At 73.3% G+C, this 19768-nt stretch carries 22 protein-coding genes; 4 read left to right on the plus strand and 18 right to left on the minus strand.

Features of this window, described 5'->3' with window-relative positions:
* Positions 1–17: 17 nt before the first annotated feature.
* From OG802_RS01210 to OG802_RS01250, 9 genes are all read right to left on the minus strand, one after another.
* Complete coding sequence (locus tag OG802_RS01210) at positions 18–593, minus strand: TerD family protein (RefSeq protein ID WP_329406271.1); 576 nt, start codon at positions 591–593, stop codon at positions 18–20.
* Between the two features lie 266 nt (positions 594–859).
* On the minus strand, positions 860–1702 hold the full coding sequence (locus OG802_RS01215; protein WP_329406272.1) for an RNA polymerase sigma factor SigF: 843 nt from the start codon (positions 1700–1702) through the stop codon (positions 860–862).
* Between the two features lie 198 nt (positions 1703–1900).
* Positions 1901–3664 carry a thiamine pyrophosphate-dependent enzyme gene (locus OG802_RS01220; RefSeq protein WP_329406274.1) on the minus strand — a complete coding sequence of 588 codons (1764 nt, stop codon included), beginning with the start codon at positions 3662–3664 and terminating at the stop codon, positions 1901–1903.
* Positions 3665–3677: 13 nt separating this feature from the next.
* The gene (locus OG802_RS01225; RefSeq protein WP_329406275.1) at positions 3678–5261 is read right to left on the minus strand and encodes an FMN-binding glutamate synthase family protein; all 1584 of its coding nucleotides are present in this window, start codon (positions 5259–5261) and stop codon (positions 3678–3680) included.
* Positions 5262–5455: 194 nt separating this feature from the next.
* Positions 5456–6103, minus strand: a complete 648-nt coding sequence (locus tag OG802_RS01230; protein ID WP_443055157.1) for a sigma-70 family RNA polymerase sigma factor — start codon at positions 6101–6103, stop codon at positions 5456–5458.
* A gap of 306 nt (positions 6104–6409) precedes the next feature.
* Positions 6410–7228, minus strand: a complete 819-nt coding sequence (locus tag OG802_RS01235; RefSeq protein ID WP_329406277.1) for a hypothetical protein — start codon at positions 7226–7228, stop codon at positions 6410–6412.
* Positions 7229–7449: 221 nt separating this feature from the next.
* Positions 7450–8127, minus strand: coding sequence for a DUF3618 domain-containing protein (locus tag OG802_RS01240; protein WP_329406278.1), 678 nt, complete (start codon positions 8125–8127; stop codon positions 7450–7452).
* Positions 8103–8519, minus strand: coding sequence for a phage holin family protein (locus OG802_RS01245; protein ID WP_329406279.1), 417 nt, complete (start codon positions 8517–8519; stop codon positions 8103–8105). The genes OG802_RS01240 and OG802_RS01245 overlap by 25 nt, the downstream gene beginning before the upstream one ends.
* Positions 8520–8522: 3 nt before the next feature.
* Complete coding sequence (locus OG802_RS01250) at positions 8523–9179, minus strand: hypothetical protein (protein WP_329406281.1); 657 nt, start codon at positions 9177–9179, stop codon at positions 8523–8525.
* 268 nt (positions 9180–9447) lie between these two features.
* Here OG802_RS01250 and OG802_RS01255 point away from each other — a divergent pair, with 268 nt between their 5' ends.
* The gene (locus OG802_RS01255) at positions 9448–9999 is read left to right on the plus strand and encodes a phosphatase PAP2 family protein (protein ID WP_329406283.1); all 552 of its coding nucleotides are present in this window, start codon (positions 9448–9450) and stop codon (positions 9997–9999) included.
* A gap of 17 nt (positions 10000–10016) precedes the next feature.
* Here the strand turns inward: OG802_RS01255 and OG802_RS01260 are convergent, their stop codons facing one another.
* Positions 10017–10499, minus strand: a complete 483-nt coding sequence (locus OG802_RS01260; RefSeq protein WP_329406285.1) for an ATP-binding protein — start codon at positions 10497–10499, stop codon at positions 10017–10019.
* Positions 10500–10667: 168 nt separating this feature from the next.
* Between OG802_RS01260 and OG802_RS01265 the strand changes: the two genes are divergently transcribed.
* A complete protein-coding gene (locus tag OG802_RS01265; protein ID WP_329406287.1) occupies positions 10668–11033 on the plus strand; it encodes an STAS domain-containing protein in 366 nt (121 codons plus the stop codon).
* Positions 11034–11072: 39 nt separating this feature from the next.
* Here the strand turns inward: OG802_RS01265 and OG802_RS01270 are convergent, their stop codons facing one another.
* Positions 11073–12296, minus strand: a complete 1224-nt coding sequence (locus tag OG802_RS01270; RefSeq protein WP_329406288.1) for a PP2C family protein-serine/threonine phosphatase — start codon at positions 12294–12296, stop codon at positions 11073–11075.
* Between the two features lie 126 nt (positions 12297–12422).
* On the minus strand, positions 12423–12854 hold the full coding sequence (locus OG802_RS01275; protein WP_329406290.1) for a MarR family winged helix-turn-helix transcriptional regulator: 432 nt from the start codon (positions 12852–12854) through the stop codon (positions 12423–12425).
* Between the two features lie 63 nt (positions 12855–12917).
* Between OG802_RS01275 and OG802_RS01280 the strand changes: the two genes are divergently transcribed.
* Positions 12918–13679, plus strand: a complete 762-nt coding sequence (locus tag OG802_RS01280) for an alpha/beta fold hydrolase (protein ID WP_329406291.1) — start codon at positions 12918–12920, stop codon at positions 13677–13679.
* A 96-nt stretch (positions 13680–13775) separates the two neighbouring features.
* Here OG802_RS01280 and OG802_RS01285 read toward each other — a convergent pair whose 3' ends face one another.
* The 6 genes from OG802_RS01285 to lxmK all read right to left on the minus strand — a co-directional run bounded on the left by OG802_RS01285 (position 13776) and on the right by lxmK (position 18442).
* Positions 13776–14237, minus strand: a complete 462-nt coding sequence (locus OG802_RS01285) for a hypothetical protein (protein WP_329406294.1) — start codon at positions 14235–14237, stop codon at positions 13776–13778.
* 141 nt (positions 14238–14378) lie between these two features.
* Complete coding sequence (locus tag OG802_RS01290; protein ID WP_329406296.1) at positions 14379–15119, minus strand: SDR family NAD(P)-dependent oxidoreductase; 741 nt, start codon at positions 15117–15119, stop codon at positions 14379–14381.
* Positions 15107–16090: a hypothetical protein gene (locus OG802_RS01295; RefSeq protein ID WP_329406298.1), complete on the minus strand. Its 984-nt coding sequence runs from the start codon at positions 16088–16090 to the stop codon at positions 15107–15109. Before OG802_RS01295 ends, OG802_RS01290 begins: the two co-directional genes overlap by 13 nt.
* Before the next feature lie 68 nt (positions 16091–16158).
* On the minus strand, positions 16159–16323 hold the full coding sequence (locus OG802_RS01300; protein ID WP_329406300.1) for a hypothetical protein: 165 nt from the start codon (positions 16321–16323) through the stop codon (positions 16159–16161).
* A complete protein-coding gene (locus OG802_RS01305) occupies positions 16320–17369 on the minus strand; it encodes a T3SS effector HopA1 family protein (RefSeq protein ID WP_329406302.1) in 1050 nt (349 codons plus the stop codon). The genes OG802_RS01300 and OG802_RS01305 overlap by 4 nt, the downstream gene beginning before the upstream one ends.
* The gene (lxmK, locus tag OG802_RS01310) at positions 17366–18442 is read right to left on the minus strand and encodes a class V lanthionine synthetase subunit LxmK (protein WP_329406303.1); all 1077 of its coding nucleotides are present in this window, start codon (positions 18440–18442) and stop codon (positions 17366–17368) included. Before lxmK ends, OG802_RS01305 begins: the two co-directional genes overlap by 4 nt.
* 144 nt (positions 18443–18586) lie before the next feature.
* Between lxmK and OG802_RS01315 the strand changes: the two genes are divergently transcribed.
* Entirely contained in the window at positions 18587–19579 is a 993-nt protein-coding gene (locus OG802_RS01315) for an ArsR/SmtB family transcription factor (RefSeq protein WP_329406306.1), read from the plus strand.
* The last annotated feature ends 189 nt before the right edge of the window (positions 19580–19768 follow it).

The raw sequence follows: 19768 nt of genomic DNA on the forward strand, positions 1-19768 counted from the left end.
GGCGGGGCGCTCCCCGGTCAGACGTTGACGCCGAAGTCCGCGGCGATGCCCGCGAGGCCGGAGGCGTAGCCCTGGCCGACGGCGCGGAACTTCCACTCGGCGCCGTTGCGGTACAGCTCGCCGAACACCATGGCCGTCTCGGTCGACGCGTCCTCGGACAGGTCGTAGCGGGCGATCTCGGCTCCGCCGGCCTGGTTGACGACCCGGATGAAGGCGTTGCGGACCTGGCCGAAGCTCTGGCCCCGGCTCTCGGCGTCGTGGATGGACACCGGGAAGACGATCTTGTCGACCTCGGCGGGCACGGCCGCGAGGTTCACCTTGACCGACTCGTCGTCGCCCTCGCCCTCGCCGGTCAGGTTGTCGCCGGTGTGCTCGACCGAACCGTCGGGGCTGGTCAGGTTGTTGTAGAAGACGAAGTGCCGGTCGGACAGGACCTTGCCGGACGCGTCCAGCAGCAGGGCGGAGGCGTCCAGGTCGTAGTCGGTGCCCGTCGTGGTGCGCACGTCCCAGCCGAGGCCGACGAGGACCGCCGTCAGGCCCGGCGCCTCCTTGTTGAGCGAGACGTTGCCGCCCTTGGAAAGGGAAACTCCCACGGTGAACTCCTTCGTCGCTGCGACAGGTCCGGACCGTCACGGCCCGCACCTGAAATCTACATCACTGTAGAAATCGATGAACGGCCGTCCGGGGCAGGCCGGTTGTCCCGACCGGACCGCCGCCCTCGCCGTCCACCCGGCCCAGCGCACGACGAACCCCGCCGGCCGACGGTCGGTCCGTCGGCGGCGGGGTGAGGGCGGTCGTCCGGTGTGCGGAAGTCCTCGGAGCGGGCGCCGCGCGGGGGAGCGCGTGGCGCCGCGGTCCGTCACTGGGTGGTGAGCATTCCTTCCCGCAGGCGGGTCAGCATGCGGGTGATCAGACGGGAGACGTGCATCTGGGAGACGCCCAGACGCTCGCCGATCTCCTTCTGGGTCAGCTCCTCCACGAAGCGCCAGTGGATGATCTGGCGGTCCCGGTCGTCGAGTTCGGCGATCATGGGCGCGAGGGCGTGGAAGTCCTCGACCAGGCCGAGAGCGGCGTCCTCGTCGCCGATGAAGTCCGCGAGCGCGGCCTCGCCGTCCTCGTTGCCGCTGATCGCGGCGTCCAGCGAGGCGGACCGGTAGCCGTTGGAGGCGAGCTGCGCGTCGACGACCTCCTCCTCGGGCAGGCTCATCAGCTCGGAGAGTTCCCGGGTGGTGGGCGTCCGGCCCAGGCGGCTGCGCAGTTCCTCGTTGGCGCGGGCCAGCTGGACGCGCGCCTCCTGGAGTCGCCGCGGCACGTGCACGGCCCAGGAGGTGTCGCGGAAGAAGCGCTTGATCTCGCCCACGATGTACGGCACCGCGAAGGAGGTGAACTCGACCTCGCGGGTGAGCTCGAACCGGTCGATCGCCTTGATCAGCCCGATCATGCCGACCTGGACGATGTCCTCCATCTCCTCCGGTCCGCGGCTGCGGAACCGGCCGGCCGCGTAGCGGACGAGGGACATGTTCATCTCGATCAGCGTGTTACGGGCGTACTGGTACTCGGGGGTCCCCTCCTCCAGCACCGTGAGCTGGTCGAAGAACACCTTCGACAACTCCCGCGCGTCCTTCGGCGCCACCTTGGACGGGTCCGCGATCTCCGGAACCTCCACGGTCCGCCCGGCAGTCGCCGCGGTCGTCGTCAACATGATGTGCCCCTCCCTGTCGCTCAGCTCGTGCTCGCCGGTCCCTGCTCCGGCAAGGACGCGCGTACCCCGGCTCCCGGCGGGCATGCCTGCTTCTTGCCCGCCTTTTTTCCGGGACCGGGCCAGGCGGCCTCCGGTCCCCTCCCTCCTCAGCCGTTCCGCTCCCCCGGCCCTCCGTGCCACGGCCCTCCGGTGCTCTCGTCAGTCGTCGTCGGTGTCTCCCTCGCTGCGGACGATCTCCTTCACCTTGGCCACGGCGAAGCCCCAGCCCTGCTCCACGGTCGGCTTGGCGGGGACGGCGATCTCGTCGGGGTTGGTGAGGACGTCCAGCAGCACGGGGCCGGGGGCCTCGAAGGCGCGGCGCACGGCGCCCTCCAGGTCGGCCGGGTCGGTGACGCGGATGCCGGTGATGCCCATGGCCTCGGCGACGGCCGCGAAGTCCGGGTTGTCCAGCACGGTGCCGAACTCGGGGAGGCCCGCCTGCTCCTGCTCCAGTTTCACCATGCCGAGCCGCCGGTTGTCGAAGACGACGAGCTTGACGGGCAGACGGTGCGTCTTGAGCGTCATGAGGTCGCCGAGGAGCATGCTGAGCCCGCCGTCGCCGCAGAACGCCACCACCTGGCGGTCGCGGTCCAGGCACTGGGCGCCGAGGGCCTGGGGCATCGCGTTGGCCATGGAGCCGAGGTTGTAGGAGCCGATCAGCCGCCGCTCGCCGCGCATCTCGACGAAGCGGGAGAGCCACACCGTGGCCATGCCGGTGTCGGAGGTGAAGACGGCGTCGTCGGCGGCGATCCGGTCCACGAGCGCGGCCAGCGCCTCCGGACGGATGTCGTGGCCGCGGTTGTCCAGAGCCGAGCGGACGCGGCCCACCAGGCCCTTGTCGTGCGACGGGTCGGCCAGCCGGGCCTGTCCGGCGCGCCACTTGTCGAAGCGTTCGCGGGCCTTCTCCAGGTGCGAGCGGTCGCGCGCGCCCCCGGTCCCGGCGGGCGGGGCGGCGAGCCGGGCCAGGAGGTCGCGCACGGTGGCGCCGGTGTCGCCGACGAGCCCGACCTCGACGGGCACCCGGCGCCCGATGTGGGCGGCCTCGGTGTCCACCTGGATGACGGTCCGGCCCTCGGGATACCAGTCCCGGTAGGGGAAGTCGGTGCCGAGCATCAGGAGCGTGTCCGCGTCCTGGAGGGCCGACGCGGCCGCCGGGTTGCCGATCAGGCCCGTCTGTCCGACCTGGAAGGGGTTGGCGTCTCCCTCGAATCCGGCCTTCGCCTTCAGGGTCAGCACCATCGGCGCGGCGAGCCGGTCGGCGAGGGCCAGCACGTCCGCGCGTGCGCCGCGCGCGCCCTGTCCGACGAGCAGCGTGACGCGTTCGGCGCGGTCGAGGAGTTCCACGGCCCGGTCCACGGCGCACTCGTCGGGGCGGCTCAGGGGCGGGTTCAGGGAGAACCGCGTCGGACGGTCGGCGGTCAGCTCCCGCTCCCCCAGGTCGCCGGGGACGGTCAGCACCGCGACCCCCTTGCGGCCCAGGGCGTTGCGCACCGCCGTCTCCAGCATCTGCGGCAGTTGGTCGGGCGAGGTGACGGTGGCGCGGAAGACGGCCACGTCGCTGAAGAGGGCGTCGTTGTCGACCTCCTGGAAGTAGTCGCTGCCCAGTTCCGCGAGCGGCACCTGACCGGCGATCGCCAGCACCGGGGTACGGCTCTTCGCCGCGTCGTACAGCCCGTTGAGGAGGTGGACGGAGCCGGGGCCGACGGTACCCATGCAGACGCCCAGCGTGTCGCCGAGCTGCGACTGGGCGCTCGCGGCGAACGCCGCGGCCTCCTCGTGCCGGCAGCCCACCCACTCCAGGCCCTCGGTGGCGCGGATCGCGTCGGTCACGGGGTTGAGCGCGTCTCCCACGACGCCGAAGACCTGGCGCACGCCGAGTTCGCTCAGTGCGTCCACGATGACACGGGCAACGGTACGGGCCACTTGGCACTCCAGTTCAGACGGTGAAACGGTCAGGGTCGGCGGCCTTCCAGTCGGCCGCCCAGGACAGCGGGGGCTCCGCGAGCAGCTGCCCCGGCTCCAGCCACTCGTACAGTTCCGCGTAGGAACGCTCGGTGCAGGGGTCGATGCGTCGCCGCAGCATGTGGGGGCGCAGCTGCGCGGGATCGGTGACGCCCATGGACGCCATGATCTGGAGGGCGCCGGCCACGGTGGCCTCCTGGAAGCGCTGGACGCGGGGCGTCTTGTCGCGGACGTCGAGGGCGCGGGCGCGGCGGGGGTCCTGGGTCGTGACGCCGGTGGGGCAGGTGTTGGTGTGGCAGCGCTGGGCCTGGATGCAGCCGACGGCGAACATCATGGCCCGTGCGGCGTTGCCGTAGTCGGCGCCCTGGACCATGCGTTTGACGAGATCGGCGCCGGTGGCGATCTTGCCGCTCGCGCCGACCTTGACGACGTCCCGCAGACCGGTGCCGACCAGGGCGTTGTGCACCGTGAGGAGTCCCTCGGTGAGCGGGGCGCCGACGTGGTCGGCGAACTCCAGCGGCGCCGCGCCGGTGCCGCCCTCGGCGCCGTCCACGATGACGAAGTCCGGCGTGACGCCCTCCTCCAGCATGGCCTTGCACACGGCGAGGAACTGCCGGCGCGATCCCACGCAGAGCTTGAACCCGGTCGGTTTGCCGTCGGCCAGTTCCCGCATGCGGGCGATGAAGCGCACGAGTTCGCGCGGGGTGGAGAAGACCCGGTGATACGGCGGCGAGACGACCGTCCGCCCCTGGGGGACGTCCCGGACCTTGGCGATCTCGGCGTCGACCTTGGCTCCGGGCAGGACCCCTCCGATGCCCGGCTTGGCTCCTTGCGACAGTTTCAGCGACACGCACTTGACGTGGTCGTGTGCGGCCTTGTCGGCGAACTCGGACGGGTCGAAGTCGCCGTCGCCGGTGCGGCAGCCGAAGTAGCCGGTGCCGATCTCCCAGACGATGTCGCCGCCGGGCCGCAGGTGGTACTCCGACAGTCCGCCCTCTCCGGTGTCGTGGGCGAAGCCTCCGGCCGCGGCGCCGCCGTTGAGGGCGAGGATCGCGTTGGCCGACAGCGATCCGAAGCTCATGGCCGACACGTTGAGCAGCGCCATGTCGTAGGGACGGGTGCAGTCGGGGCCGCCGATGTGCACACGCGGGGGTGTCTTCGGCGCCTCGCGGGGAGCCATCGACGGCACCAGGAACTCGTAGCCGGGCAGGTACACGTCGCGTTCGGTGCCGTACGGCTCCTCGGCGGCGGTGCCCTTCGCCCGCTCGTAGACGATGCTGCGCACATCCCGGTCGAAGGGGCGCCCGTCGTAGTTCCGCTCGATGAAGTACTGCTGGAGCTCGGGCCTGATCCGCTCCATGAGGTAGCGGACGTGTCCGAGGACGGGGTAGTTGCGCAGCACCGAGTGGCGGCGCTGCATCAGGTCCCAGGCGCCCAGGAGCCCCAGCGACAGCAGCGGGACGGCGGCGAAGAGCCAGAGGAGCGAGAGCCCGGCCGACGCCGCCACGGCCGCGAGGGCGGCGAGCAGGGTCACAAGAACGATTCCGACGCGTGTCACCTCTCGCACCTTGCCCGCCAGGCGTTTCCCATGCGTGTCGCCGCCGCCCGAACGGCTCATGAAACGGTCAAGGAACGAGCGTGCCGTGGCACCGGAAAGCGACAGGTGGCGCGCGGGCCGTGCGCCCCGGCCCGCGCGCCGTCGCCCCGCCCGCGCCGGCGTCCCCGCTCGGGAGGACGCCGGCGCTCGTCGCGTCAGGCGGCGGCCGCGGAACCGGGGTTCTCGGCCTCGTCGAGCAGCAGCACGAGGGTCGCGCGGGCCCGCGCGACCCGTGAGCGGATCGTGCCGACCGGGCAGCCGCTCGCCTCGGCGGCCGCCTCGTAGGGCAGCCCCCGCAGCTGGGTCAGGACGAACGCCTCCCGCCGCTCGGCAGGCAACGCGTCCAGCAGGTCGAGCAGGGCGACGCCGTCGTCGAATCCGGGCAGACCGCCGGGCTGGGCGCGGTCGGCGCAGGCCGTCCAGTCGTCCACGTCGGCCGAGCGCGGCCGGGCGGCGGCGCGCCGCAGGCTGTCGACGACGGTGCGGCGCGCGATCGACAGCAGCCAGGTGCGGGCCGACGAACGCCCCTCGAACCGATGCAGGCTGCCCAGCGCCCGCAGAAAGGTGTCCTGGGCGAGGTCGTCGGCCAGTTGACGGTCGGCGCACAGACGGGTGACGTAGCGGACGACGTCCGGACGCAGGGCGCGCACGAAGCGTTCGACGGCGTCGGGATCGCCGGCGCGGGCGGCGAGGGCCCAGCGGGTCGCAGGGTCGCCGGCCGGCTTCGTCGCGGCGGTCCGGTCCGCCGTCACGCGGGCGGCGTCGCGCTGCTCCGACGGCAGGGCGAGGACAGGAGTGATCACCTGATGTCCTTCTCAAGTGGTCCGGGACCGGTCCGCGCGGCACGCCACGCACGCGAGCACCCGGGACACCGGGCACGTCACGCCGTCGCACCGGGCGCGCCGAAGAGGCCGGGGAGGCCGGGCGCGCGGTGCAGGCGGCGCGCGTGGTGCACGCGGTGCGGATGCTGCGCGCACGCGAGGGGACGCGTCGCTGCGGGGGTTCCGGAACGGGAGGAGTGGGACGGGCGTGCGCCGGGCACGCCCGCGCCCGAGGGCGCCGCGCTGCCGACGATGCGGTGACGCGACGGCCTCGGGAAGCCGGCTGTCTCAGACGACAGCGGTCGCGGCCGGAGGCCCCCGGGAGATGATCGTGTGCGGGAGCGTCAGCCGCGGGAGCGGTTCGGCTCGTTCGCGCGTCGGGCGCAGCACGGGCCTGCGCGCCGGAACGGGCAAGGCCGCGAGGGGCAGCCGCAGCGGTGCGGCCAGCCGGGCGGCGACGGCCCGCAGGAGACGGAACGCGGCCCGCTCGCCGTACGCCAGCCACAGACCGGTCAGCAGGGCGGCCACGGTGTGGGCGGCGAGCATGCCCAGCGACGACATGCCCTCACCGTGGGCCATGTGGCCGAGATGCCCCGCGTACGCGGAGTGCGCCGCCTCCCCCATGTTCCCCAAGACCGCCATGTCCGCCATGTCCGTCGGGCCCCCGGCCGCCATGGAGTGCAAGGAACCCGGGGAGCCGGTGGATGCCGAGGACCCTGGGGAGCCCGGGTCCATCGCGTCGACGGGCATGCCGCCCATGGACATGCGGTCCATGGACATGCCATCCATGGGCGCCATGCCGCTCATGCGGTTCATGCCGTGCGCCGCGAGGTCCGGGCCAGGGCGCGATGCCGTCGGCAGGGCCCAGGAGAAGGCCGAGTGCAGCGCCCCCTGGGCGACGACCACGACGGACACCACCGTCGCGGGCCCGCGTTCACGGTCGGCCAGCGCCCAGCCGACGGCGCTCGTGGCGGCGAAGCCCGCGGACACCGTCCACCACGGGACGGGAGATCCCGACATCAGGGTGTGGCCCAGGGCGGCGAGCAGCACACAGGCGGCGGCGAACACCGCGGCCCGCACCGTGCGCGCACCCCACCCAGCAGTCATGACCGCCTCATCCTCGCATTCGGCCACCGTCCTCACGGGTGGTACGCACGGGACCCGGTCCCGCCACTCACGCCGAGGTGAGTGATACAGGTCACAGAGCCCATCGTGATGGAGACGACGCCCCGGTCCCTGCCGACCGGACTACTGCGACCGGGTTCCCGCAGAGCGGCCGCGGACGACGGCGAAGGCCCTTACAGGTCGGACGCACGAGCCGTTCCCGGTCAGCCGGATCCGGGCTGGTTGCGGGCTTCGCCGGCCACCTGCCTGCCGGACTCGCGCGCCTGGTCGGTCACCTGCCCGGCCTGCTCGCGGGCCTCGTCCTGTGTGACGCGGGCGGCTTCGGCGGCGGTGCCCTTGACCTCCTGGGCGGCGCCCTGCGCGGCTTCCACGGCGCCCTCCTTGAGATGCTGCGCCGATTCGAGCGCCGCCTCCTTGACCGGTTCCAGCGCCTCGCCGCCGCGGGCCATCAGGTCCGCCGCCTTCTGCTGCTCAGTCTCCGAGGCGGGCAGCAGCGAGGAGGCCAGCAGTCCGGTGCCGAACGCGATCAGGCCGGCGGCCAGCGGGTTGCCCTGGGTCCGGCGTATCGCCTGGTCGGGCGCCTGGCGTATCGCCTCGCCCGCCTGGTCGGCCGCCTCGCGCGCCGCGCCGGCCGCCTGCTGGGTGCCGTCCTGCAGCGAACCGGCCGCCGACTGGGCGCCGTCGGCGGCGCCATGGGCGGTGTCCGACGCCGTTCCCATGACCCGCTCACGCATGCCGGAGACGGCGCCGCGCATGATCCGCGTACGGCGGCGGACCACCCTTCGCGGACTGGCCCTGTCCGCGAGCCGGTCCACGTCGGCGGACAGCCGGCCCCGAGTGGCGTCGATCTCGGCCCTCATCCGGTCGGGTGACGTGCCCATTGCGCATTCTCCTTCATGGTCTCGACTGTGCGTTCCGGCTTGGGTGCCACCGTGCGCATGCGGGTCCTGCCCCGCTGGTACAGGACGGCTCCGATCACGCCCCAGACGGCGGCGACGATCAGGGCGGCCCAGCCGCCGTCGATCACGTTGGCCAGGCCGAGCACGGCGGCCAGCGACAGGAACAGCAGGACCATGTAGCCGGCGAACCCCGCGCCGCCGTACATGCCTGCGGCCTTGCCGGCCTTGGTCGCCTCCTGCGTGACCTCGGCCTTGGCCAGTTCGACCTCCTGGCGGAACAGGGTCTGGACGTCCGACGTCACGACGGACAGCAACTCGCCCACCGTGCGGTCGTCGGAGGACACGGCCGCCGGGCGGGAGGAAAGGGAGGACATCTCTCACACCCCCGGAACCGGACGGCCGGGCGCGGCGCCCGTCGCGGAGGCGGTCGGGAGGGCGGCCGGCCTCGGCTCGTTCAGCGCCGCCTGCTCGGATGCGGCGACGGCCGCCTGCCTCTGCGCCCCGAAGGCCCCGTCACCCGGTGAAGCGCCGGACGGGGTGTCGGCCTTGGACGCCGCCTTCATCACGCGCCCCACGACCAGCCCGGCCAGCAGCGCGCCGCCCAGGAACGCCGCGGGGCGGCGGCGGGCGAAGCCCTGCACGTCGGAGAGGACGCCTTCGACGCCCTGCTTCTCCAGATAGTCGGCCGCCCGGTGCCCGCCGTCCGCCGCCTGGGCGGCGAGGCTTCGGGCGGGCGAATCGCTCGGGGCGTTCTCGGCCAGTCCCGCCAGGTCGTCCGCCCAGCCGTGCAGCGTCCCGGCCGCCCGCCGGGTCTGTCCCTCGGCCTCGTCCATCGCGCGGTGACGCAGATCGACGGCCACGGCGCCGGCCTGTTGCCGTGCCTCCCCCGCCACGGCCTTCGCCTGGTCCACGGCGGTACCCGCGACCTGGCCCGCGGCCTGCTGGGCCTGGCCGGCCGTGGCCGACGCCTCGGCCCGCGCCGTCTCACCGGTCTGCTGCAATCTGGTGGTGTCGCCCTGCACTGCCTCACTCATCAGCCACGCCTCCTCGCACATCCATACGGCTTTTCTGCGGATATGTACACGAGTGACTGATTTGATCCGACCTACACCCCTTATGGAACGGCAATTGTCAGGAGGCGCGGGCGGACCCGTCCTGCCCCACCGGAGGCCCGCAACGCACGCGTCGACCGGAACGACCGTCAACCGCCCGGCAGCGGGCGCGCGTCGGCCGGGGAGCGAGGGGAACGGCGCCGGACCCTGTCCCGGTGTGACCGCCCGCCATCGGGGATACCTGCAGATCATGAGCGTGACGAGGACCTTGCGGGAAACGGACCGGCGGCTGACCGGGCGGACCGCCTCCCGTGTTCCGGCCGGCTGCGGCAAGGTGCTGTCGGCCGTCGAGGAGTGCGCGGAGAGTTCGAAGCTGTGGTGCTGCGCCGCCGTCGTGATGGCGGCGTGCGGCGGGCGGCGGGGACGGCTGGCCGCCGCGGCGGGGCTGACGGCGCTCGCCGTCGCGCAGCTCGCCGCCAACGGTGTGTGCAAGCAGCTCGCCGACCGGCCCCGGCCGCCGAAGGAGCTGATCCCGCACGACGAGGTGGAGGACCGTCCCGACTCGTCCTCCTTCCCCTCCGGGCACACGGCCGCGGCCGTCGCCTTCACCGCGGCCGTCGCGCCCACCGTGCCGGCGGCCGGCGCGTTGTGCGCGGTCCCGGCGGCGCTGATCGCCGTCGAGCGCGTGCAGAGCGGCGCCCACTATCCGAGCGACGTCGTCGCGGGCGCCGTGATCGGGCTGGGCAGCGCCTGGCTGACGCGCAACGCGCCGCGGTCGGCGGCCAGGCTCTGGGCGTCGTAGCCGGGCGGGCGGCCGCGTCAGGTCAGGGTGCGGGCCGCGGGAGTGCCGCTGCCGGGCGTCTCGGCCAGGGCGATGCGTGCCGTGATGCGCTTGCCGACCTCTTCCTGCTCGACGAAGAGGTCCTCGGTGACGGCTTTGACGATCTCCAGGCCGTGCTGGCCGATGCGTCCGGGGTTGGCCGCCCGCGCCGCCGGCACCGTGGGGTCGCTGTCCCACACGACGACGTCCACACAGCACGCGGTGATGCGCAGTTCCATCAGGACGGGCCCGGGGGCGTACTTGCGGGCGTTGGTGACCAGCTCGCTGACCACCAGCTGGGTGAGGTCCCTCACCCGGTCGGGCAGCGGGCGGCGAAGTTCGACGTGGGCCCGGTCCAGGAAGGCCACGGCGTGGTGGCGGGCGTCGGCGATACAGCCGTCGTCCGCTCCCAGCGCATAGCCGGCCCGCATCAGGTACTCACCCGGGCTGGTACAGCCGTCATCGTCGGCATGGGATTCCACGCGTTAGCCCTCACTCCCCCGTTCACGTGCGCCGGTACCCACAACGGAGCCGTTCATGCCAGGGGTGTTCTCGGCGCGGCCGCCGGGGTGCATGCCGCCGTGGCATCCGGGCAGAATTCCGCGCACGCCCGTTTTCCGGGAGCCAGCCTAGGCGCAGTCGAGGAGCCAGTGACCGACAACCAGCGAACGGACCGGCCGCAGCGCCTCTCCGTCCGGCCCGAAGACGTCGACGGCGTCCGTGTCGTGCGGGTGCGCGGCGAGATCGACCATGACGTGACGGACGTCCTCGGCCGGGCGCTGACGTCCGGGGACGGGTCCGCCCTGCCCCGGATCGTGGCCGACCTCAGCGGGGTGACCTTCATGGACTCCAGCGGGATCAACGTCCTGGTCGCCGCCCATCAGCGGGCGAGCGACGCCGGGGGATGGCTGCGCATCGCGGGCGCGCGGGCGCCGGTGGCGCGTGTGCTGCACCTGGTCGGCATCGACGTGCTCATTCCCTGCCGTGCCACGGTCGAGCAGGCGCTGCGCGAGTGAGGGTGCGCGCCGGACCCGCGCGGTCCGGAGCGCTCGCGGTCACAGCCGTCGGTCCGGTCTCGTTCCGGCCCGTCTGGTTCCGGCCGGTCCTGTTCCGTCCGGCCGGCGCCGGTTGCCGTGCCAGTCCAGCATCAGGACCGTGGCGTCGTCCCTGAGGCTGCCGTGGCAGGCCTCGATCACGGCGGCGGTCAGGCTTTGGACGGCTTCGCGCGGGTGCAGGGCGCGGGTCTCGTGGGCGACCGAGGCCAGGTCGGCGGCGGCGGCGCCGCGCTCCTGCATGCCGTCGGTGAGCAGGATCAGGCGGTCGCCGGGGAGCAGTTGCAGTTCCTGCACGAGGAACGAGGTGGGCGCCGCCACGCCGAACGGCAGGTTCACGGCGAGTCTGACCTCCTCGACGGCGCCGTCGCGCACCCGCATCGGCCAGGGGTGGCCGGCGTTGACCAGGTTGCACAGGCCGGTGTCGAGATCGACGCAGAACAACTGACCGGTGGCCAGGCCGCGGCTGTGGCTCAGCAGGGCCTGGTGGGCGTGCTCGGCCTGCTTGAGCGCGTCGCAGCCGCTGCGGCGGGACCGCCGCAGTGCGCCGACCAGCAGGGTGGCCAGCAGCGCCGAGTTCGTGTCGTGGCCCATGGCGTCCGTGATGGACAGATGCAGCGTGTCGCGGTCGAGGGTGTAGTCGTAGGTGTCGCCGCCGATGTCGTCGGCCGGGATCAGCCCGGCGGCTAGCGTGAACTCGTCGGCCTCGCAGCAGGAGGCCGAGGGCAGCAGCTGGTGCTGGATCTCCGCGGCCAGGCTGGTCTCGGTGGTGCGGCGGCCCAGGTGGTACAGGTCGGTGAAGCGGCGGTCGGTGACGATGATGTAGGCCAGCGCGTGGGCCGCGTCGCGGACCTGCCGCAGCACGGTGTCGTGCACGGACTGCAGGGTCACCTCCAGCACGCCGAGGCAGTCGCCGCGGTTGGTGACCGGCGTGATGACGCGCTGCCCGCCCTGTCCGTCGGCCTCGACATGCTGGCGCTGGCTGCGCAGGACCTCGTCGTAGACGCTGCCTTGCAGATCGATGGGTTCCGTGTCGCCGACGGCGTCGTCACCGGTCGCGGCGAGGCGTACCAGCCGACGGCCGACGAGATCGACGAAGAGAAACGACACACGTTCGGCGCCGAACCGCTTCTGCAGGTCGTGCGCCACCACGTCCACGGATTCACCGGGCGGGGCCGCCTCCGCGGCGGCCAGCAGTTCGCCCAGTTCCAGATCTGCACCCTCCACGGCAACCTCCTATCGGCTGCCGCACCTTCTTCCCCAGATCTCCGCAACGTCACCTGATCCGGCCGTTCCGGCTGGTCGACGGCGTGCGGCGGGGCGCTGTCCGTCAGCCCGGGTCCCTCAGGGCGGTCAGCCGGTCCCGGCTTCGGGGCGCGCGTCCTCGACCTTCAACAGCAGACGCAGGAGGGTCTCCCGCTCCGGCTCGGTCAGGCCCTCGAAGCACTCCCTCAGCACCGAGTCCGCCACCTTGTGGCCCGCCCGGAGGATGCGCTCGCCCTCGGCGGTGAGGTGGTGCTCGATGCTCCGGCCGTGTCCGGGGCGCCGCTCCACCAGGTTCTGCGCCACCAGCCGTCCCGCGAGCGTGCCGAACGCCTGCTCGCTCTGGAACGTCGCCGCCGCCAGCCGGCGCGCGCTGGCCCCGGGCGTGCGGGCGATCGCCCTGAGGGCGTCCCACTGGGCGAGCGTGCTGCCGATCGACGCGAGACGGCTGTCGAGCGTGCGGTGCTGGCGGTACTGGGCGGCCTTCACGGCCCTTCCGAGGATCTGCAGTTCGACAGCCATGCCGAGCAGGCTACCACCATGACTAAGCTTGCTTAGCTAAATATGTTTAGTTATGGTCCGGTCATGACTTCGCAACCGACGCTCACCGCATCCGGTCCGGCGACCGGCCGTCCCGTCCTCGTCCTGCACGGCGGCGGAGGCCCTCTCACCGTCGCCCCCGTCGCCGCGCACTTCGCCGCCGGCGCACGCGCCCTGCTGCCCACCCATCCGGGCTGGAACGGCACTCCCCGCCCCGACGGCCTCTCGACCGTCGGCGGCCTCGCCGCCGCCTACCTCCGCCTGCTGCGCGAACGCGGCCTGTCCGACGTGCTGGTGGTCGGTTCCTCCCTCGGCGGCTGGATCGGGGCCGAGATGGCCGCGGCCGACACCGAGGGCCTGATCAGCGGGCTCGTCCTGGTGAACGCCGTCGGCATCGAGGCCGACGGCGAGCCGGTGCGCGACTTCTTCGCGCTCGACGCGCGCGGCGTCGCCGAGCACGCCTATCACGACTCCGAGCGCTTCTACGTCGACCCGGCGACCGTCCCGGCGGAACGGCTCGCCGTCATGCGGGACAACATGGCGGCCCTGCGCGTCCTGTCCGGCGGCCCCGCCATGAGCGACCCCGGCCTGCGGCCCCGCCTCGCGGCCGTCACCGTCCCGACCCTCGTCGTGTGGGGCGAGAGCGACGGCATCGTGACCCCGGCCTACGGCAGGCAGTACGCGGCGGCGTTCCCCGACGCCCGCTTCGCCGTCGTCCAGGAAGCGGGGCACCTGCCCCATCTCGAGCAACCGGAGCGGACCTTCGCCCTGCTCGACGCGTTCGCCGCGCAGACCGCCCGCCGCTGAGACCCCCGCCGCTGAGACCCGCCCCCGCCGACGCCGGGCGGTCAGGCGCCGGGCGGCCAGGCGGCCCGGACCCGCTTCGGCACGCGCCTCAGCCGGTCAGCACGCGTCGTACTTCCAGGCGTCGCCCTCCAGCGCCCACGGCTGCGACTGCTGGTCGAACTTGGGCAGTCCCGTCACCTTGTAGGTGGCGCGGCCCATCGAGCCCGACACCTCCGCCCGTACGTCGCCGACCGCGTGGTCGGCGCCGTAGTCGGCCGCCGCCTGCTTGACGACGTCGGCGTACGAGTCCTTGGCGATCTTCTTCGCGCAGCGCGCCGACAGCATGCTGTACGCGGTGTCCGCGTCCCCGGCGAAGTAGGAGGCGGTGTAGACGGCGACGGCCGCCTTGAGGTCGTCGCCCTGATGCGCGGCGGGCACGCTGACGGTGGGTTCGGCCACGGGCGTGCCCGAGTCGTTGGCGGCCGGGGCCGCGGCGTCGTCGGACCCGGACGACGAGGAGCAGGCGGTGAGCGCGGCGAGGAGCAGAGCCGCGGTGACGACGGTGGCGCGCGTACGCATGGTGTGTCCCCCCTGGACGTGGTGTTCGAGGGAGCATGCTGCCATGGCGGCCGGAGCCGGGCGCGGGGTGGTGGGTGTTCGGCGAGCGCCTGTGACCAGGCCTTCACGCAGATGTGACAGTCGGGCGGCTCCGGCTCGGGCTCAGCGCAGGCCGCCGTTGACCGGGATGATCTGCCCGGTGACGAACGCGGCGTCGGGGCCGGCCAGGAAGGCCACCACACCGGCGACGTCGGATCCGCGTCCCAGGCGCCGCAGCGGCGTCACCGCCGCGAGCGTCCGCCGCGACCGTTCGTCGTGCAGATCGCGGAGCATGTCGGTGTCCACCGTGCCGGGGGCGACGGCGTTGACGGTGATGCCACGAGGGCCGAACTCCTGGGCAGCGGTCGTGGTGAACCGTTCCAGGGCGGCCTTGCCGCCCGCGTACACCGCGGCGCCGGGAGCGGCCATGGAGGCCGCGATGCTGGAGACGTTCACGATGCGGCCGCCGTCGCGCAGCGCGTCAAGGGCGTACCGCATGACGAAGAACGGCGCCCTTGCGTTGACCGCCATCAGCCGCTCGTAGTGTTCGGGCGTGGCATCGGCGATGCCGAGTTGCTCGGGCTCGGCGGCGTTGTTGACGACGATGTCCAGCCCGCGCAGCAGGCCGTCCGCGGTGTCGACGAGGCGCCGGACCTCGCCGAGGTCGGCGAGGTCGGCCCTGACGGCGTGGGCCGTTCCGCCCGCCTCGCGGACCTCCGCCGCGCAGGAGCCGGCGGCGGCCTCGTCCCGGTGGTATCCGAACACCACGGCCGCTCCCTCGGCTGCCAGCCGCCGGACCACGGCACGTCCGATGCCCCGGGAGCCTCCGGTGACCATGGCCGTCCGGCCGTTCAGCGTTCCCATGCGCCGGCTCCGTCTCTGTGTGCGGGGATGAGAGGGCCGCCCTCCTGCTCGACGAGCGCGGGCAGCCGGTCGATCTGGACCTGGAGGAAGGCGTTGTCGCCGATGTGGCCGCTCATGGCGCGCAGCCGGTGGACCCGTCTGAGCAGTGCCGCGCGCCGCACGGCCGCGTCACCGGGGCGGCCCGGTCCGTAGCCGGAGGCGAAGGCCTGCCACAGGGACGGGTAGTCGAGCTGCTCGGGACTGTGGTGGGCGCCGGCCAGGGCGACGTCGACGGAGGTGGACAGCGCCTCCGCGAAGGCGCCGACGTCGAGTGCGGGCGCCCCGTGCCCCGCCTCCGCGCCGACCAGGACGTGGGCGGTGCGATCGCGTGCGTCCACCACGATCACGCCGGGCGACAGCGTGCCCAGCACGACCGTGTCCGCGACGGCCGCCGCTTCCTCCGCCCACCGGGCGAGACGTGCGCAACGGCCGGCGCCGAGACGGCGCACGAGCCGCTCGGACAGCGTGTCGGGCCGGCGCGACAGCCAGTCGCACAGCCCGCCGAGCCAGGGAACGGGCCGGTGCGGCGCCAGGGGCGCCGGGTTCTGATGGAGCGTTCGGACCGCTCGGCCCACCCGCGACACGACGTCGGTGTACTGCCGCGGAACGGCGTCGCCCGCCAGCATGTGCCATCCGATGCTGACGCTGTCGGGCAGTTCGTAGACGACGTCGGGCGGCTCCTGCCGGGGCTGCGCCGGATCCCGCGACGGCGGCTCCGCCGCGCGGGGGACGGCGAAGCGGACGGCGCTCTCGGCGGGTTGTCCCGTGAGGTGCCGCAGCACGGGCGACGGGGGCGGCCCGGCCGCCTTGACCGTGGTCACGCCCGGTGTCCGGTGCCAGTGGAAGAGATGCGGGCCCCGGCGCACGACGTGGGTCGTCGACGCGCGCGTGCCGTAGGAGACGACGGCGGGCTCGGGTGTCGGGGGTGTCACCTCGCGGCCTTTCGGTGAGGCCCCGGAAGGCCCTGTGACGGGCCTTCCGGGGCGGCGCTTCGACCGGATCAGCAGTCGAAGATCAGGGTGGTGGTGGTGATGACCGGCGTCGCGGTCGAGATGGAGGCCGTGGCATCCGGGCCCTCGGCGCCGGCCACCTGGGCCACCTGGTCTCCGTCGGTGTAGGTGCGGTAGCCGGCGACCAGGGCCTCTGCGGGGTTCTCGATCTTCATCGTTCCTCCTGTGTGCGGATTGCGGTTTCTTCGGTTTCTCTGGTTCCTCCGTCCCGTCGGCCGTGACCGGCGTCGGCGGGGCGGAGAGTCATGGGGGCGACGGACGGGCTGTCGCGATTGCGGTAGGGACGGTCGGGGTCGGCCCCCGCGGCGCGCAGGGCCCGGGCGACGGATTCCGTGAGCGGCGTCCCGTGCAGGGAGTGGTCGACGAGGCCGTCCGCGTAGGCGCGGGCGCGGTGCTGACCGAAGCTCGGCCGCCGGACGGCCCCGGGCTCCGGGTGGGGCTCCCAGGCGATCGACACGCCGGGGGCGATCCGGCGGGCGAACGGGGAGACGGCGTCGGCCAGGTCGCCGCCCGGGGCGTTCGCGGCCGTGTCGGCGAGGGCGCGCAGCGCGATGTCGGTGCGACCGCTCAGATAGACGACCATCGCGTCCTTGCGGGGATACCGGGACGGATGCGCGAGCGCCTTCGCCTGGTAGGGGATCCGGAGATCTTCGAGGACACGCAGCGTCCGGCCCCAGACGGTGCGGGCCGCCTCGGCGCGGGCGATGTGCAGGTAGACCCGCAGCACCGGGGCGGTCCCGGCGGGCGGCTGCCGCGAGCCGAGCACGGCCAGGAAGCCCGGCGAGAGCGCGGGGCGGCACGGCGGCAGTTCCACGGTGACGTCGTCGTCTCCTGGCGCCGTGTTCCCGGGCGAGGCGGGACGCACCAGCGCTCGGGGGACGGCGACCCGTACCCCGTTCAGGACGACGGTCACCTCGTCGCCGCGCACGCCGGCGGCCTCCGTGTGCCGGGCCGGCACCCGGCACACGGCGTGCGGGACCGCGCTCCTCAGATCGGCGACGAAGGCGTCGTCGGACAGGTCGCGCGGGTGGGCCGCCGTGCCGGCCGCGCCCTGGTGCAGCGTGCGGTAGAGGGTGTCCGCGAGGCGTTCACGCAGGGCTCGCAGGCTGCCGGCGCGGAACTCCGCGTCCGCGACCCGTGCCGTCAGGCTCTCCGCGTGGACCGTGGTCACCGCGGCGATCTCGGCCAGTCCGGGGGTCATACCGCCTCCAGACCGAGGACGGCGACGAACGCGTCCGGCGCGGCAAGGGCGGTGCGGCCCACTCCGGCCGCGGCCCGGTGCACCGGTGAGAGGTCGGAGCGGAACGCGGCGGCGGCCAAGACGCGGTCGAAGAGGTGCCATCCGGCGAAGGCGACCGCACGCACGGCGAGCCCCTGGTCGGAGGCGGTGCGCAGGGACCGGTAGCCCTCCGCGAAGGCCGTCAGCGCGGGCCGCGCCGCCTCCAGCCTCCCGACCCCCCTGCTCATGACCTCCGCGTGGGCCCGCCCCGGAGCCGACAGGTCATCGGCCCCGGCGTCCGCAGGGGGGAATTCGTCGTCGGCGATGCCCACCACACTGCGGAAGAGGAACTCGCCGACCACGGCGCCGACGTCGCGCGCCGCGTCGCCACGGCGGAACTCCTCCCAGTCGCAGACCAGCAACCCGCCCCCGTCGACGAGGACCTGGTCCAGCCTCAGGTCGGCGTGGATCGGCACGGCCGGGGCGGCGTCCTCCGCCTCCCTCAGAAGCCGCACGGACTCCGCGATCGCGGCGTCGCGCTGAACGATGCGCCACAAGGCGATCAAGCCCGCACTGCTCTCCACATACTGGTTCACGGACAGCGTGATCAGCATCCGGTGATTCGGCAGCGGCAATGGCTCGCGCGGCAGCAATTCCGGCGGCACGTCCAGCGAATGCAGTTCACCGATCGCACGACCGAGTTCGCGGGCCGACTCGGGCCCGAAAGTTTCCCGGGCGAGCCCTTCGGCTGCCGTATGACAGTTTTTCAGCCAACGTGTGACATGAATGCCGCGACGCGGGTCGCCGCCGAGCGGAGCCGGCCGGCGCAGATGCCGCAAGGGCTGCCCCGAGGCCAGCCGCTCGAAGAGTCCGGCTCGTCGCAGACCGCCTCCGAGCTGGTCCGCGAGCCGTATTCGCTTGGCGAACAGGTCCACCCCGGCGGTCGTCGTCCCGGCGACGTTCTGGTTGCGTCCGGGGAAGGTGACGACGGTCTCGGGCAGGAACTCGCCGTATCCCGCCCCACGAATGAATTCTGCTATCTCCGCATCCGGCATGACTCGACTCTGCGGGCCGGCGAGGTACCGGATCAAGCATTTTGACGATCGTCGAAAAGGGTTTGGCTACATGCCGGATGACAAGGCGTAAGCTCGGAACAGCCGCGCTCGACGGGGATGCGCGGCGAGAACCGGGGGACAGAAATGACCACCTATTCGAAGCTTCAGCTGGGAAATCCTTCCGATCTCCGCGTCCAGGTCGTGCCGCATCCGGGAGCGAGCCTGCTCTCGCTCGTCGCGGACGCGTTCGGGCGGCGACGGCACGCCGTCCCGCACTCGGCGCGCCGGGCCGTCCTCGCCGACACACCGGCGCATGCCCATGCCACGCTCCGCCCGCTCTTCGCGCCCGAACACCCGGCGATCCCGGACTGCCTGACGCCGACGGGCACCATGTCCCACGAGGGGGCGGCCCGCCACCTCGAGCAGTTGCACGACGTGTCCAGTGACATGCTGCTGGCGGATCTGGAGGCCGACTTCGGCGGTGACGTCCCGCCGCAGTGGCGTCATGTGATCGAGCGCCCGAAGCGGTGGCTGGACGCCTACGCCCAGGTGATGCGGTGCGCGTGGAAGACCGTGCGGCCGGTGTGGACGGCGGCGGGCAGGACGCTGGACCGTGAGGCGGAGCGGGTGGGCGGCTCCCTGGTGTGCGGCCGTCCCGAACTGGCGCTGTCCTCGCTCAGCCCGCGCTACCGCCTGGACGGCACGGTGCTCCGGCTCCCGGACGAACACCCCGAGGACTTCGACCTCGTCGGACGCCGGCTGCTGCTGGTGCCCGTGGCCTCCGGCAGCGACGCCTCGCTGTTCGCGTTCGACCGGCCCGACAGCGTCTGGGTGGGCTATCCGCTGCCCGGCCTCGACGCGCTCTGGGCCGGGCGCCGGCCCGAGCACCGGACGAGCCGTCAGGATCCCGCGCAGCTCGTCCTGGGCGACGCGAGAGCCGCCATCCTCCGGGCGACCGGCGCGAGCACGCACATGGGAAGCCTCTCGTCCGCCCTCGGCTACGCGCCCGCGACGCTGTCCCACCACTGCTCCCGGCTCGAGGACGCGGGTCTCATCCACCGCCGCCGACAGGGCCAGCACGTCATGGTCCGCCGCACGCAGCGCGGCAGCGACCTTCTCGACGTGCTCACCCACTGACGTCCGGGGGCGAACGCCGAGGACGAACGCCGAGGGGGGAACGTCGGGGGGCGGGGCCTGCCGGACCTCCCGGCGGGCGGGTCCGGCCCGGCCCCTGCCGAGCCGGGCCCGCCCTCGCCCCCACCCCTGGTCCTCTCCCCGCCCCCGTTCGCCCGGCCGGTAGCGCCTTCGGGGGAACTCCGGGCCGGG

The sequence above is a fragment of the Streptomyces sp. NBC_00704 genome (assembly GCF_036226605.1).
Taxonomy (GTDB): Bacteria; Actinomycetota; Actinomycetes; order Streptomycetales; family Streptomycetaceae; genus Streptomyces.